This is a genomic window from Pseudomonas sp. HT11, assembly GCF_044875395.1.
Taxonomy (GTDB): Bacteria; Pseudomonadota; Gammaproteobacteria; order Pseudomonadales; family Pseudomonadaceae; genus Aquipseudomonas.
Genome location: NZ_CP173217.1, coordinates 5,409,097 through 5,424,815 on the forward strand (window position 1 = coordinate 5,409,097; position 15,719 = coordinate 5,424,815).

The following is a 15,719-nucleotide window of genomic DNA, read 5'->3' on the forward strand; positions in this document are numbered from 1 at the left end:
TGTCGCTGGCCGCCTCTGAACGCCAGCAGCGTCGAGCCCTTTTTCGCAAGGAGATACCCTATGAAGCGTTCCGCTCTTGCTGGCTTGTTCATTACCGCTGCGATGATGGCCTCCCCTGTTTTTGCTGCCGGTGAGCCTGATCTGTGCAAAATCAATCTGGACAAAATCAATAACGGCCAAGCCCTGCTCGCAACCGATACCAGTGGCAAAAAAGGCGAAATCGATACCGCTGTCTCCCAAGCCAAAGCCGCGCACGCGGCCGGTGATGACAAGAAGTGCATCGAGATCACCTCCAAAGCCCTGCAAGACCTGCAGAACAGCGACAAAGGCGGCAATCAGTAACCACGCCAGCCGCAGAGGTCAACCTTCGGGTTGGCCTTCTGTGACGGTTTGGCGTACACTGCACAGGCTTGTCACTCGCTATGAAACAACGAGTTACAAGCACGGGGCCGTTTAGGATTCGACGCCGGTCGCGAAACTTTAGGTGCATGCCGAGTTGGTAACAGAACTCGTAAATCCACTGTTGCAACTTCTTATAGTTGCCAATGACGAAAACTACGGCCAGGAATTCGCTATCGCTGCGTAAGCAGCCTTAGACCTGAGCTTCTGGTACCTTCGGGTCCAGCAATCACCAGGGGATGTCTGTAAACCCAAAGTGATTGTCATATAGAACAGAATCGCCGTGCAGTACGTTGTGGACGAAGCGGCTAAAACTTACACAACTCGCCCAAAGCACCCTGCCCTTCGGGTCGCTGAGGGTTAACTTAATAGATACGGCTACGCATGTAGTACCGACAGCGGAGTACTGGCGGACGGGGGTTCAAATCCCCCCGGCTCCACCACTTCATCATCTAAAGACGTCCACGGACGTCTTTTTTTGTGCCTGAAATCCAGTGAATACAAGGCGTCAGCGTCTATTGAGGTCTTCGTAGCTTTTTGGAGCTCAGAAGTTTTGGTATTCCATACGGTATTCCAGCACCTCCGGTGCTCACCTTTGGAATACCAAATCAGCGTGTGAGGGAACTCTCATGACTGCTCAAACCCTCTGCCTTTCCGATCGACACCTCAAGGGAGTCAACCCGCGTCCAAGGATTACGTCCTCATCGACGGGGACGGTTTGCAACCTCGACTACGCGGCAACGGTTCTTTGCTATGGAATTTCAACTACCGTGAACCGGTGACCAAGAACTGAATTAACAAGGGCTTGGGTACCTACCCAGAGCTTTCGTTGGCGAACGCCCGAAAGATGGCAGTGCAAGCCCGCGAGCTGCTCGCCCAAGGCATCGATCCGAAAGTGCAGCGCGATACGCTAAATGAGGCACGGCGTGCAGAAACGGAACACACCTTCGAGAACGTAGCACTGCCTGGTTCGAGCTTAAAAAAAGATACGGTCACGCCGGCCTATGCCGAGGACATTTAGCGGTCGCTCACGCTGCATGTGCTTCCCGACATGCGCTCCATGGCCAGCACCATCCTGAACGAGCATGGGTAGGATCCGGAACTGATCGAGGTCGCGCTGGCACATGTCGATAAAGACGAGGTTCGAAGCGCCAACTGGCGTATTTAACCTCCGAGAGTTTCATTTGGATCATATAAAGGCTCGTGTAGGGGAGCGGGGAGCGGCTGTTAGCCTCATGAAACTTTTTTCATATCCCTCTAGAAAATACCTCGCCGCTCTACCAACGCTTTTCTGGCTATTTTTTCTTTTAGCTTTTTTTCATCTCGAAAAAACAGAAGCTTAAGAAAATATCGGCGCTCAAAATTAGACCTTCATCCAACAATGTTTGATAGCTTCCTATCATTTTTTCGATGCCGTTTATTCCAAAAAGGTCTTTTGTCGAGAAAACGGGGGCATGCTTTATTGCTCACAGATGTAACAAGTTGTTTCAATTTTTTGCCGTTTTTCGGTACCGACAAGGGGGGCTTTCTGTCGGCGAACAGGTGAGTTCCGTTCGTTGCGACGCAGTGGGTTAAGCCTGGGACATTGATGATTTTGCTTGTGCCTGTTTGGCGCAATGCAAATAAGGGATTTGTAATTATCGAGGCTTGAACCCATGAATCATGTGATCAACTCCATACTGGAAAATGCATCAACTCGCCCATCAATCGGCCATACCAACCCTGCGTTACTGCATGACGTTCTATGGCGGGCATTGGAGCACGCACTCAAGGCAAACACGGATGATGCTTCGCAAACCCCGCACACTCGTGCCTGCCTGAGGATCTACGCCGAAATCGATACGCTGTCGTATCTGGACAAGGCTGATTCGAAGCTGGCGGCGGCTCTGGGCAAGGCGTTCTTCGAATCCCGCTCAAGCAAAGACGTCGAGGCGTTCTGGAAGCTGTTGCTGATCAAGCAGCTGCTGTTCGAATTGTCGGTCAGGAGTGTGGCGACCCAGATCGCTTCGCAAGCCAGCCTGCCCCGTCAGTTGCTCACGCTCGACTCGCAGTTGATTGCAGCGCCGTCGGGGGTAAATATCAGCCTGGGGCTGCTGTGCAAAGAGACCGACCAGCTCAAGCATTCCGTCGTGCTGGTCTTGCAGAAACTGGCGCAGCACATCGAAGACCGTGGCCTGAAAAAAACCCAAGTCACTGCGCAGCTCCTGCTGGAGTTGTACAACGCCGTGTGGTCGGGCAGTAATGGCACCGATATCGAGTCGCAGATTTTTTACGCCAACAGTGTGTATGACGCGTTACCCGACGTGCATCACGCCCTGGGCCTGGCGCCGCAGGAAAAATGGCTGACCTTGTTTACCTGGTTATACGGCGACAAAGATGGCCGCCCCTATGACACCAACCAGCACACCGAAACCCTGGTCGTGGCGCTGGAAACCGCGCTGCGTAATCGCTACATCGCTGATATCGACAGCCTGATCAAGGACGGCGGCGCACGGCATCGCCTGGAAGAGATTCGCGCACGCCTGGGCAAGGATCATCCCGAGCATTTCGAGCAGCCCGCCGAGCTGATCGAAGCACTGGGCAGCATCCGTTTTACCCAGCCGGCCGCCATTGACCGCTTGCTGCTGCGGGTGCATGCGTTTGGCTTTCACTACCTGGATATCGAGTTTCGTGAAAACGCCGAGATGTTCAGCAGCGTGGTCGATGAGATTCTTTCCAGCCAGTGGCTGGAAACCATCGGCCTGGGCCAAGGCCGGCACTATCACGAGCTGGATGAGCGTGCGCGCCAGGCCGCGCTTGAGGTCGCGCTGGAAGGCGACGAGTCCCAGGCTCCCGCTGCCCTCTGGCAAGGCTATCTGCAACGCACCACGTCGATCTACACCAAGAAAGCCCAGCAATACGCCGGCCAGGATTACATCGCGCTGATGGAGCAGGACCCGAGCTACATCCGCATGCACGATGCGCGCAACGCGCTCGAGCGGTTTGAAATGATCGATCGGTATCGCGACCGCATGAAAATCCACGGGATCGCCGAATACACCTCGGCCCTCAGCGCGCTGGAGGTGCTGTTCCTGATGAAGGCGGCCCAGGTGCGGGACGGTATCGACATCGCCCTGCAACCCGAAGACCTGGCGGGTGCCGAGCGCACGCTGGCGACGGTGCATGAGGTGTACGAAAACCCGTTGTACCGCCAGCACCTGGCAACGCGGGGCAACCGCCAATACATCACGTTTGGCCCCAGCGACACGGGCAAACAAGGCGGCAAGGCCATGCACAAACTGAACATGGCGATTGCCAACCAGCACAAGCGGATCGCGGCCCGCTACGGTGTCGAGGTGGTTGTCCACGTGATCATGGGCGGGGAACATGCACGGTGTAACGGCGTGATCGCCGAGACCTTGCAGGAGTTCGGCGCGCTGGAGGGCCCGGAAACCCGCTTCATGCTGGCCGGGTGCGCGGAGATGCGCGCTCATCTGCTGACCCGCAACCAGTCCGTCAACTTCCTCAGCCAGTTGTACCGCATGCACGCCGAGCCCCAGCCGCAACCGTCCGAAGAGGTCGTTGCGGGCAGGATCCAACGCTGGGCTGAGGTGGTGCGACGCTATCAAGCGACGTTCTTCGAGCACCCGGCGCTGCCCTCCCTGCTGCGGGACCTGGCGCGATTTGATGTGGTCAGGGCCACCGCCAAGGGCACCCGGCCGCCTTCGCGTATCTTCAACATCAAGGTTTTCGAGTCGCGACCCGATGCCATTCGTGCGATTCCCTGGACCCGCGCCCTGCTGGCCGGTGGGTTGCACAGCGAACTGATCGGCGTCGGGCAGTTCGCGCAAGAGCCGGCAACGCAGGTCTCGAAGGCCTTCAACGAAGATGAGAGCTTTCACACCTACGTCAAAGGCATGGCCTATGCCATTGCGCGAACCGACCTCAAATGCGCCTGGCTGACCTTGACCGGCAGCATCCCGGAGAAGGCCCACATCCTGGCGCTGGCTGAAGCGTTGAAGGGCGAAGCCGTCGGCACGGCTGAACAGCTGTTGGCCAGCCTGCACTTGGAGGTGATTGAAGGTAAACGTTTCGTCTACAAAGCCACCATCGGCACCGAGCCGGCGGACCCTTGGAAAATCAAGGAAGGCAGCTTGCTCAACCTGTGGCCTAGCCTCAAGGCAGAGGTCTACCGCAAGGAAAAGAACCTGAGAATCTATCGGTTGTTTCTTATCTACGCCAAGAGCAATCCCGAGTTCATCCAGTCTTCATCGCTGAATGATTTCTACAGCGGGTTCCTCGCAGCCGTGAGTACCGATGCAGGTCTGGTCGATCCCATCAGCGCCCACCATTTCACCTGGTGATCAGCCCCGATACCCAGGGCAACCTGGGTATCGGCAGGCGCTACCCTGCAAGAGGATCAACTGTATGGCATTTACTACCCTGATACTCGATGCCCCCGGCCCACCGTTACTGTTTGAGGAAGTTGATCGCTTTCTTGAGCTGGGCCTGGCCGTCACCCTCAACCTGCACTATTTCGCGGACAAAGAGCGCATCCGGCAGCACTACACCACGCGCATTCACTATGCCGAGATCAACTGCCACGACGAGCCGGCCTTTATTGCCGCCGTGAATCGGGCCGGGGGTTACAGCGTGTTCAAGACGCGCTTGAACATCCCCCTGGGCGCCAGCCTGATCCGCGCCGCCAGCTCGCCCGCGTTGGCCACACCACTGCGCGCTATTGCCCAGGCCGGCACCGGGGTTAATCATATTGATCGGCTCGAGTGCGAGCAGTGCGGCGTGGCGATACTCAACACGCCAGGTTCCAACGCGGCCGCTGTTGCCGAGTACGTCGTGGCCCAGACGCTGTTTCTGTCTCGCGACCTGGATTACTACAACGTCCAAACCCACAACGGCCATTGGGCAAAAGGCACCTTGGCACCTACCCCCGAATACGCCGAACTCACGCTTGGGCTGGTGGGCACCGGCAGCATTGCCCGACAGGTGGCACGCAAGGCGGCGGCGCTGGGCATCAAGGTGATCGCCACCGGGTCGGAGCGCTTCACCGAACAGGTAGCACGCAGCCTTGAGCTTGAGCGACGAGCAAACCTTGCGCAGTTACTGGCCGAGGCGCACATCGTTTCGATCCACGTCCCGCTCACCACGCTGACCCGAGGCTTGTTCGGCACTGCCGAGTTCCGGCAGATGCGCCCAGGTTCAATCCTGATCAATACCGCACGCGGCGGGATCGTCGACGAACACCAGCTGGCAGCCTTCATGCGCCAGTTTCCCAAGCATATCAAGGCGGTCGCCATCGATACCTTTGCCCTGGAAAAGGACCGGTTCGAGTCGCCACTGACCGGCATTCCCTGCGCGCAATTGACGCCGCATATCGCCGGCAATACCACCACGGCAATCAGGACGGCATCGCGCCAGATCGTCGACAAAATCCATGCATTCAGTAACGCCGCCCGCGTGCGTTAACCTATCGGACACAAGGAAGGCCACACCATGCAAACCTCTATTTTTACCCGTCTCAACGCCCTGAGTTGCACCGACCTCAGCGATGCGATGGACCGCCTGAAAATCGTTTGCCAGTGCACCGACATCATGCCCCTGGATCGCACGTTCAATCTCACCGGCAAAGCCTGGACCCTGCGCTACGGCCCTATTGGTCTGGACGGCGGCTCGGTGGGGGATTACATCGACGACCTTGAGGCCGGCCAAGTGGTGGTGATCGACAACCAGGCGCGGCTCGACACCACCGTGTGGGGTGACTTGCTGACCTCTACCGCCGCCCGTAAGCAGTTGGCCGGGACGGTGATTGACGGTATCTGCCGCGATGTCGACCGTGCGCTGGAGCTTAATTACCCGATCTTTTCCCGGGGTAACTGGATGCGCACCGGCAAGGATCGGGTGCGCGTTGAGGCGATCCAGACGCCCGTGACGCTGGGCGGCGTGCGGGTACAACCGGATGATTGGTTGCGCGGCGATGGCGATGGCCTGGTGGTGATTCCGGCCGGTTCGCTGAGCGAAGTGCTGGCGGTGGCCGAAGAAGTCCACCAGGCCGAAGAGCATATCCGCGCGGCTATCGAGGCAGGCGTGCCGTTGCGCCAGGCTCGGGCCGACTATGGTTACCACGCACTCCAAACCCCACGCAGCTGACGACAGCGTTGACTGCTGGCGAGTGTGTCTGTGGGTGCTCAAGTGAAATGCCATTTCGCACGGTATTCCAGTTGGTATTTACCCATTCGAAGCATCAACAGAACCCGCCCAGTGCGGGTTTTGTTGTTTCTGGAGGGTGGAAAGCCCAGCCGGCGGGCCTTCGGATTTTTCCTTCGATATGTCGCGCTGTTGGTGAACTGGCCGCGCTTTCCCCTCCCCGCTAACCTCCCCCAGTCGCTGCAAAATCAGCGACCGGGTTTAGCAGCTCGGTTAATATCAAGGCCTGCAACGCCACCACCTGCCCAGCATCTGCTGGACTGCATTATGGCGGCTGTGCGTGGGGCACTTTCGGGTGCGCTGGGTTCCTTGATTCCTGGTCTGCTAACCCGCGTACAGTCGCCACCCTTTTCGTTTAGCAGCGATGTCTGGCGACTCCATCAATCAAGGAGTTTGCGCCATGAAAAAAATCACCCCCAATCCTCCAACAACGCTCTTCACAATTACTGAAGGCGTCGAACCCGAAACCCTGCTGATCCAAGCCAGCGAAACCCTCGCCTCACTGAACGCCATGACCACAGACCTGGCCTTCAAGCTTGAAGGCTCGCATCGCCACACGCTGCTGGCCGCTCAGCAATTGACCGTTTTGGGCGAGCTACTCATCGACCGTGTGTTGAGCACCCACCCCTTCCCCAGCCACACGCCTCAGCCCTAAGCGACGTCAAAAGGGCGAGCCGCCTCACAACGCCTCGCCCTCTGGAAACCCCTCACACTTCCCATTACCCTGACGGCCTTTATCAGACAACCGGAAGTCCGATACCCGTGCTCAAGCCTCTTGCTGTCCTCGCGCTCGCCTGCGCGCCGTTGTTCGCCTCTGCTGCCGACCTGGCAGGTGTCTGGAAAGGCACGCTGGGCAAGTCCTCCATTACGGCCTGTTTCAACGGGGCTCACGGGGCCAATGGCAGTTATTACTACCAGCGCATTCTCACCCCCATCCAGCTGACCCAAGCCAACGCCAGCGAGCCGTGGGCCGAAGAGGGCAATACCGGTTTCTGGCAACTGGACGAACCGCAAGGCGACACGCTGACGGGAACCTGGAGTAAAACACTGGGCGGTAAAAGCCTGGCATTGGCGCTCAAGCGGGCGGATTCGGACAGCTGCGCCAGCGACACCTATAACAACCCGCTCGAGGCGGTGCCGCCGGCGGTGATGGTCGAGAAGAAGACGTTCGGCGAGCACGCCTACCAAGTGAAAACCCAGGGTGGGCAGGTCACCTTGAAGCTCGAAGGCGACGGGCCGGCGATCGAAAAGATCAACCGCGACCTGGCGCGCCTGGCAGTCAGCCCCGACGGCCAGGCAGACTTCTACCGCGAGCGGCGCAACGCCCTGGATCAGAGCGGCAGCACCTCAACCAGTGAAATCACCGTAGAGCCCTTCTACTGGTCGTCACAGTGGATCACCGTGCGCTTTTACCGCTGGACAGCCGGTTACGGTCGCGGCGGCATCAGTTGGGGCTTGCACAGCTGGAACCTGCAAACCGGCGACAGCGTAGACCCGTGGACCTGGCTGGGTGGGCGCGAAGAATGGGACAGCCCGTATTCCGGCCAAATCAAGCTGCCCAGCGCATTCAGCCGCTGGCTGGCCAAGCAAACCACCACTGACGAAGGCTGCCCGGCCATCAACCGCTATTCCTCCTTTGACCTGAGCTTCAACACCCAGGGCCTGCAACTCTCGACACCGGCCACGGGAGACGGCTGCGACAATGACTTGTCCTTCACCTGGGAGCAGTTGGAGCCGGTACTCACAGCGCAAGGCAAGGCAGCCGTGCCAAGCTTGAAACTGCCCTGAGTTGCACGTTGGCCAGCCTTACAAAAAACTGACACTCATTCATGAAATGTTCAGAAGTGCTGGCAGATACTAGCCGATCGCCACGGCCGTTCCCCCGAACGGTCCCTTGCTCCGGTATCCAGAAACCATGACGCGTCCCGCTCCTCTGCTGCTCCTTCTCGCTGGTGTGTTGTTCTTCTTTGCCCTGGGTGGCCATGAGCTGCAAGGCTCCACCGAAGCCCGCGTCGCCGGGATCGCCATGGCCATGCACCTGGACAATGACTGGGTCATCCCGCGCCTGTTCCGCGAACCCTTCCTGGAAAAACCGCCCCTGAGCCTATGGCTGGACGCCGGCGCCATTCGCCTGTTCGGCGGCACGACGTGGGCCGTGCGCCTGGCCTCGGCATTTGCCGGCCTGTTCAGCGTGATGCTGTTTTACGCGATGCTGCGCAAGTTTGGACGGCCCAAGCCAATGGCATTCTGCGCGGCGCTGATTCTGGCAACCATGGCCAGTTACTGGGGCAACGTGCGGGGCGTGGGTGAAGACTCGCTGCTCAGCCTCGGCGTGACCACCGCGCTGCTGGCGTTCTACCAAGCGGTGCGCCCCGAGCGCCAGGGTTCGAGTACGTGGGCCTGGGCGTTGTTCACCGTCGGCATGGTCATCGCGACCCTGAGCAAAGGTGTACTGGGCCTGGCGATGCCGGGCATTGTGATCTTCGTGTACCTGGCCAGCACCAGCGTGATGGATAAGCGTGTGCGCATTGGCGACTGGCTCAAGCCAGCGCTGTTCACGCTGCTGGCCCTGGTGCCGTTGCTCATCTGGTTGGGCTTCCTGTTCCAGCGCGGCGGCATGCAGGCTGTGGCCGAAGTGCTGTGGACCAACAGCGTCGGGCGTTTCAGCGGTTCGTTTGTCGAGGCCGGGCACTACGAGCCCTTCTACTACTACATCGCCAAACTGCCCGAGGCCTTCCTGCCGTGGAACATCCTGGTGTACCTGGGCCTGTGGCACTTTCGCAAAAGCCTGGTGCGTAACCGCTACCGGCTGTTTTTCAGCGTGTGGCTGGTGGCGCAGTTCACCCTGCTGACCCTGGCTTCGAGCAAGCGCGTGGTTTATCTGATGGCCCTGACACCTGCCGCCGCCGTACTCGCAGCAGAATACGCCGGGGTGTTATTGGAGTGGCTCAAAGCGAACAGGCCGGCGCTGTACCGCTATCACCGTGGCGTGATCGGCGGGGTTTTCACGTTGGCGATCGCCTGCTACCTGACGGCCGCGTTCTGGTTTGCGCCCAAAGCCGACGTGCGCCAGTCGTTTGTGCCCGTTATCAGTCAGGTTCAGGCCTACCAGGCCCAAGGCAAGGATGTGGTGCTGTTCCAGCCCAACGAACGCATCGCCGGGGCCAGCGTGTTCTATCTGCAGGCCTACTTGCCGATCCTGCAAACCGAAGCTGAGTTGCGCAGCTATCTCACGGCCAAGCCCGGCAACATCGCGTTGCTGGACCGCACCGAGCAGCTGGCCGAGAAGGTCACGGTGATCAAGGAAATCTCGATCAACCGTCAGCCTTACTACTTCGTCGAGCAGTAAGGCTGGCGCGGGGCATCAGTGCTTGGTGAGCTTGTCGAGGTAACCCATGGCGAACGCCGAGATCACAAAGGTCATGTGGATGATCACGTACCACATCAAATGCTGCGGATCGACGTTCTTGGCGTCCATGAAGATGCGCAGCAGGTGAATGGACGAGATCGCCACGATAGACGCCGCCACTTTCATCTTCAGCGATGAAGAGTCCATGGTGCCCAGCCAGTTGAGCTTTTCCTTGCTCTCATCGATATCCAGCTGCGAGACGAAGTTCTCGTAGCCGGAAATCATCACCATCACCAGCAAGCCGCCGACCAGGGCCATGTCGATCAACGACAGCAGCACCAGGATCAGGTCGGACTCGGCCATCGAGAACACGCTCGGCAGCAGGTGAATCACTTCCTGGAAGAACTTCAGCGCCAGCGCCAGCAACCCCAGGGACAAGCCGAAATAAATCGGCGCCAGCAGCCATCGCGAGGCGTACATGGCATTTTCGATAAAGCGTTCCATTGAATCTCACACAGCCTGGCTAAAAATGGCCGCGAGTATACCAGCCGCTACCAAACACCTGTAACCGCGAGAAAACTGACCTGAGCGGCATCTGTAAGAGAATTTTTCTGCTAGTGTCGAGCCCATCAAATCGGCTCGATGCTGACGAACAGGAAGACTCGAATAATGGATGTGCGATCCCCTTTGGCCAGTTTCGGCCTGTGTGCGGTGTTGCTGATGGCTGGCGGCTGCTCGCCCAAAGAAGAGCAGAAGCAGGCCACCCTCGAAGAGAAAACCGCGAAGTTCGAACAATCGCTGGACAGCATTCAAGACCCCAAGCTCAGAGACGCCATCGCCGACCTTGGTGGCTCGCTGCTGTTGCTGGAACGGGCGCGAGTCAAGCTCGCCAACAAGCCCATCGAAGCCGAATACGGCGAAGACACCCTGGCCCTGCTCAAGCACTACCCCACGCCCCAGGCCTTGGTGGACACCTACATCAATGGCCTGTTCGTGCTGCGCAAAGCCTCGCATTCCGACTACCTGACCGATTTGCAGCCGGTGTTCCCCTTTAACTTCAACACCCCGGACCAATTCCCTTTCCCCCACGGCCTTGAATGGCAGTCGGTGACGTTGAGCAACAACAAGGTCATTCCCTTTCAGCCCGAATGGTCGGAAACCGACCCGGGTATCCAGCTCAGCCCGAGCAGTTCCAACCTGACCAACCCCGATGACCTGACGGTGACTTACCCGTTCATCGAGGGCGTAGAAACCGAGAACAAGAGCCAGCCGCAGCCCGTCAGCCTCAAGGGCGCGGTCGAGGTGGTGGCGCCGGGCAAAGTGCTGACCTTCGATTTGTCGAAAAAAGACGTCGGTCACAAACGCACCGAGGGCAACATCACCCTCAACCTGCTGCTGCTCGAGAAAAACTACGCCGAGATCGAGCTGACCAACAGCGAGCCGCTGGCGCCGGAAGTCGGCGACGAATCGCCAAACCCATTGCTGGTGCAGGCGCGCGACAGCACCGGGCAATTTCTCACCCGCTCAGGCTCGATCAACGAAAACGCCGCGCAAGTGGCGTTTTACGAGAAACAACTGGCCGAGATGCAAAAACAGCAAGCCTGGTCGGATGCCTTTGAAAAACAGCTGACGGACGAGCAAAAAGCCTTCGAGCACAAACAAAGCAGCCACTACGCCAAGGTGTATTTCAATGGCCTGATCGACAACCTGCAGGTCGACGTCCTGGATTTTTCCAAGGCCACCGTCACCCGCAAGGACCTCGACCTGCCGGTGCTGCGTTTTGACAAGAACAGCCTGCAAAAGACCGTGCAAGCCTTGCCGATGCCGGTCACCGTGTATGACGACAGCGCTGCCAGCTGGCTCAAAGACGCGGCAATGACGGAGGACCAACTGAAAAACAGCGTGACGATCAGCCAATCAACCGAAGACGCCAGCGCTGCGAAGATCGTCTTTGACCACCCGTTCACCTTCAATGACGACCTGGTCGGTGCCGATCGCAACAACAGCGACGCGCCCATCACCTTCTTTGCGGCGGACGACAAAGGTGAACGCGGCGAGCCCATCGAACTGCCGGCCGAGGCCTTCGAGCTGAACGCCGCCACCGGCACGCTCACCTACGATCTCAACCTGTTCCCGGAAACCCCGGCGTTTGCGGTGGGCTCGATTCCGCTGTTTCTCGCCACCATCGAGAAAGCCACGATTGACGTTGCCAAGCTGCCCAAGGGCCTGTCGCTCAAGGACAACGCATTGATCGTCGATCAAAAGGAATTTCCCGCAGACAGCTGGCGCTTCTACGCCAAGGACGCGAGCGGCAACTACCTGAAGGAAATTCTCGGCGTCAGCCACCGTGCCGAGGAATACGGCACAGCGTTGTTTGACGTGCACTATTTTTACGGCCAGCCGACCAGCCTGGAAAGCTACCAGCGCACCGACCTCGACACCGTGCAATACGGCTTTGAGGTCAAACTGGACAAGTCCGACAGCAAATAAACGCTCAGTGGCGAGTATCGCTGAGCGTCTGGGCTCGCCCGCCATTGAGCTGTCGCAGATGTGCCTGCAGGTGCAGGCACCAGATCTGTGGGTCGTCCGCCAGCTCGTAGCCGTGCAGCGTCAAGCTTTCGACGATCGACCCCAGAATGGTTTCTGCCACGAAGGGCCCATGAAACGGGCCTTGAGACTTGATGGTGGAAGGCTGTTCGCCGGTCATTCCGGCAGCAAACAACAGCGTCCACATCCCGTTATCCCCGGCGAGAGGGCGAATGGAGCATTCGATACGGGTGACCAGGCCCAGGCATTGGCGGGTAAGGCAAAGGTTGCGCGGCATGGCGGCGACCCTCGGTAGATCGGTGTTCAACCTCGCGCAGGGCAAGGCTGTCTCTGTCCAGCGACTCCTGTGGATATCCCTTGAAGTGAGAATAGAAGAAAACCAGTACAAACCAAGCTTGTAGGGACCAACGGGCGTTGGCCCTACACGCGAGTCAAAATTGTGGCGAACGCGCTCGTCGTGGCAGCGGGCCTGTTGTGGCGAGCGGGCTTGCCCCGCGTCGGGCTGCGAAGCAGCCCCAATAAGCCCACTGCAATCTGTCAGGCAGATTGGACTGGCTGGTTTGGGGCGGCTTCGCCACCCAACGCGGGGCAAGCCCGCTCGCTACGCACCATCAGGTCGGCTTGGCTTCCGCCAACGCCTGCTGTGCCAGCTCCTTTTCCGCTTCCTTCAAGTCGTCTTCGCTGATCATCTCGGCAATCGCGCGCAAACGCTCTACCACGCGCGCATTCACGGTGCCTTCAGGGAATTGGCCCTCCTCGTCCGGCTCACCGGCGGGCTCACCGACCAACAAGCTCAGCGCCTCGTCCGCCTGACGCACGGCATAGATATGGAACTGCCCGGCGCGCACGGCCTGCAGCACCTTCTCGTCAAGCATCAGCGTGGCGACGTTGGCCTGCGGGATGATCGCGCCCTGCTCACCGGTCAGCCCGCGTGCTTCGCAGAGGCGGAAGAAGCCTTCGATTTTCTCGTTGACCCCGCCCACCGCCTGCACTTCACCAAACTGGTTGATCGAGCCGGTGATGGCAAAGCACTGCTTGAGCGGCGTCTTCGACAGCGCCGAAATCAGAGTGCACGCCTCGCCCAGCGAAGCACTGTCGCCATCCACATAACCGTAGGACTGCTCCAGCGCGATACTCGCCGAGATCGCCAGCGGGAATTCCTGGGCATAACGGCTGCCCAGGTAACCGGTGAGAATCATCACGCCCTTGGAGTGAATCGGCTGGCCGAGGTTAACTTCGCGCTCGATGTCGACGATGCCGCTGCCGCCCGGGTACACCGTGGCGGAAATCCGCGCCGGCACGCCGAACGCCGAATCGCCGACCTCCAGCACCGTCAGCCCGTTGCACTTGCCGACTGCCGCACCGGCGGTGTCGATCAGGATCACCCCGGCAAGCATGTCGTCGAGAATCCGCGCCGACACCCGCCCGGTACGCGTGGCCTTGGCCTTGAGCGCGCGTTCGATATGCCCCGCGTCAGTCATCTCGTCGCCCGCCAGGTGGCGAATGAAATCCGCCTCACTGACCAGCTGGAACAAGTCGCCAATGCGCGCCGACAACCGCCCCTGATGTTCGGCCAGGCGGGCGCTGTAAGTCGCCAGCCGCGCCACCGCGTCCGACGTCAACGGCGCCATGCCTTCTTCCGAGGTGCGGGTTTTAAGCAACTGGGCAAACTGCTCCAAGCTTTCGTCGACCATCGGGATGTCTTCGTCGAAATCCACCAGGACGCGGAACATCTCCTGGAAGTCCGGATCGGCGTCCTGCAGCGCGTAGTACAGCTGGCGCGAACCGATAATGATGACCTTGACCTGCAACGGAATCATCTGCGGGTTGAGGGTCACCGTGGCCAGACGGCCCAGCTCGCCCAGCGGCGATTCCATCTTCAGCTTGCGCGACTGCAGGGAGCGCTTGAGCGCGTCCCACACAAACGGCTCGCCGAGCATTTTTTCGGCTTCCAGAATCAGGAAACCGCCATTGGCACGGTGCAACGCACCGGGGCGCAACTGGCGGTACGTGGTGTAGAGCGCGCCCTGGTCGGTGCTGTACTCAATACGGCCAAACAGGTTGTCGTAAGTCGGGTGCGGCTCAAACACCACCGGCGCGCCGCCGTTGACCGGGTGGCCCACCACCAGGCTGGGGCAGTATTGCTCTTCGAGCAGCTTGCGGGCCTGAGCGTCGGTCTTGGCATCATCCACCAGTTGCTCGACCACGGTTTTGAGCAGGTACACCTGCATGGCTTGCAAGTAGCCGCACACCGCTGCGTTTTCTGCGTACTTTTCCGACAGCGGCGCCAGCAAAGGCTGCAGGGCCAGCGTGATGGTTTCTTCGTTGAATTGGCGCAGTTGGTTGTTGGACTCACGTTTCCACTGCGGCAGGCTGGCCAACTCTTCGTTGAGGCGTTCTTCCAGCTCGGAAATATCGGTGTGGAAGCGCTCACGATCAGCTTCCGGCAGCTGCGAAAACTCGGCCTCGTCCAGCGCCTTGCCATCGAGCATCGGCGTGAACGCGATGTTGGTGCTGTCGCGGTACAGCGCCACGTCCTTTTCCAGGGCCAGACGCTCGATCACGTCCAGGGCCTTGTCGTAGCGCTGGTTGAAGGCGCGGTCGATGGCGCTTTTGCGCTGTTGATAAGTCGGGTGCTCGAACACCGCCGGGAAGGTGGCGACCAGGTTGTCGACCAGAGCATTGATGTCGGCGATGAACGCCGCTGCGCCGCCGCCCGGCAATTCCAGGGCGCGTGGCTCACGCGGCTCATCGAAATTATTGACGTAGACCCAGTCCGACGGGGTCTGCAGGCGTTTGCCTTCGGCTTTCAGGTAGCGTTTGACGAACGAAAAGCGGCCGGTACCAGGCTCGCCCATGACAAACACGTTGTAACCGGGGCGTGGCATCGCCACACCGAACTGCAACGCTTCAACTGCGCGTTCCTGGCCAAGCACACCGCGAAAGGGCTCCAAATCATTGGTGGTCGAGAAGCTGAACTGTTCAGCGGAGAAAGGGCGAGTCAGCGCTTCAGGCGCTAGACGCAAGCTGGCAGCAACAGGATCAGGCATCGGGCTTCCTTACATCAGGCGGGGCAGATGACGGCATTCTGGCTCTCGGTTGCGCGCTCTGGCAAGGCGCGCCTGTGGGAAAGCGTAGACACGGGAGGCGTCCTACAAAAAAATCGCGACAACCGTGCGCAATCACTTCGATTGTTTTATAAAAAATAACGGAACCCCAGGAA

General features: G+C 59.3%; 11 protein-coding genes, 1 other RNA gene and 1 pseudogene. 10 read left to right on the forward strand and 3 right to left on the reverse strand.

The window, feature by feature from the left end; genetic code table 11:
* Positions 1 to 60 precede the first annotated feature (60 nt).
* The 9 genes and pseudogenes from ABWL43_RS25010 to ABWL43_RS25050 all read left to right on the forward strand — a co-directional run bounded on the left by ABWL43_RS25010 (position 61) and on the right by ABWL43_RS25050 (position 9,949).
* Positions 61 to 342: a hypothetical protein gene (locus ABWL43_RS25010; protein WP_106579272.1), complete on the forward strand. Its 282-nt coding sequence runs from the start codon at positions 61 to 63 to the stop codon at positions 340 to 342.
* A 103-nt stretch (positions 343 to 445) separates the two neighbouring features.
* Positions 446 to 842: a transfer-messenger RNA gene (ssrA, locus tag ABWL43_RS25015) on the forward strand.
* A 186-nt stretch (positions 843 to 1,028) separates the two neighbouring features.
* A pseudogene (locus ABWL43_RS25020) lies at positions 1,029 to 1,417 on the forward strand (integrase arm-type DNA-binding domain-containing protein); the annotation flags it as partial.
* Positions 1,418 to 2,054: 637 nt separating this feature from the next.
* Positions 2,055 to 4,742: a phosphoenolpyruvate carboxylase gene (locus tag ABWL43_RS25025; RefSeq protein ID WP_404485058.1), complete on the forward strand. Its 2,688-nt coding sequence runs from the start codon at positions 2,055 to 2,057 to the stop codon at positions 4,740 to 4,742.
* A 64-nt stretch (positions 4,743 to 4,806) separates the two neighbouring features.
* On the forward strand, positions 4,807 to 5,862 hold the full coding sequence (locus tag ABWL43_RS25030; RefSeq protein WP_404485061.1) for an NAD(P)-dependent oxidoreductase: 1,056 nt from the start codon (positions 4,807 to 4,809) through the stop codon (positions 5,860 to 5,862).
* A gap of 27 nt (positions 5,863 to 5,889) precedes the next feature.
* Positions 5,890 to 6,543, forward strand: coding sequence for an RraA family protein (locus ABWL43_RS25035; protein WP_404485063.1), 654 nt, complete (start codon positions 5,890 to 5,892; stop codon positions 6,541 to 6,543).
* A 457-nt stretch (positions 6,544 to 7,000) separates the two neighbouring features.
* Positions 7,001 to 7,255 (forward strand): DUF6124 family protein, encoded by a 255-nt coding sequence (locus tag ABWL43_RS25040; protein WP_404485066.1) that lies wholly within the window; start codon positions 7,001 to 7,003, stop codon positions 7,253 to 7,255.
* Between the two features lie 107 nt (positions 7,256 to 7,362).
* Positions 7,363 to 8,388, forward strand: coding sequence for a hypothetical protein (locus ABWL43_RS25045; protein WP_404485068.1), 1,026 nt, complete (start codon positions 7,363 to 7,365; stop codon positions 8,386 to 8,388).
* A gap of 127 nt (positions 8,389 to 8,515) precedes the next feature.
* Positions 8,516 to 9,949, forward strand: coding sequence for an ArnT family glycosyltransferase (locus tag ABWL43_RS25050; RefSeq protein WP_404485071.1), 1,434 nt, complete (start codon positions 8,516 to 8,518; stop codon positions 9,947 to 9,949).
* A gap of 15 nt (positions 9,950 to 9,964) precedes the next feature.
* Here the strand turns inward: ABWL43_RS25050 and ABWL43_RS25055 are convergent, their stop codons facing one another.
* Entirely contained in the window at positions 9,965 to 10,453 is a 489-nt protein-coding gene (locus ABWL43_RS25055) for a TIGR00645 family protein (RefSeq protein WP_106579278.1), read from the reverse strand.
* Between the two features lie 165 nt (positions 10,454 to 10,618).
* Between ABWL43_RS25055 and ABWL43_RS25060 the strand changes: the two genes are divergently transcribed.
* The gene (locus ABWL43_RS25060; protein WP_404485073.1) at positions 10,619 to 12,439 is read left to right on the forward strand and encodes a hypothetical protein; all 1,821 of its coding nucleotides are present in this window, start codon (positions 10,619 to 10,621) and stop codon (positions 12,437 to 12,439) included.
* A 4-nt stretch (positions 12,440 to 12,443) separates the two neighbouring features.
* Here ABWL43_RS25060 and ABWL43_RS25065 read toward each other — a convergent pair whose 3' ends face one another.
* Together ABWL43_RS25065 and ABWL43_RS25070 are read right to left on the reverse strand one after the other, a co-directional pair.
* The gene (locus ABWL43_RS25065; protein ID WP_145162200.1) at positions 12,444 to 12,773 is read right to left on the reverse strand and encodes a hypothetical protein; all 330 of its coding nucleotides are present in this window, start codon (positions 12,771 to 12,773) and stop codon (positions 12,444 to 12,446) included.
* A gap of 334 nt (positions 12,774 to 13,107) precedes the next feature.
* The gene (locus tag ABWL43_RS25070; protein ID WP_145162203.1) at positions 13,108 to 15,546 is read right to left on the reverse strand and encodes a Lon protease family protein; all 2,439 of its coding nucleotides are present in this window, start codon (positions 15,544 to 15,546) and stop codon (positions 13,108 to 13,110) included.
* Positions 15,547 to 15,719: the final 173 nt, after the last annotated feature.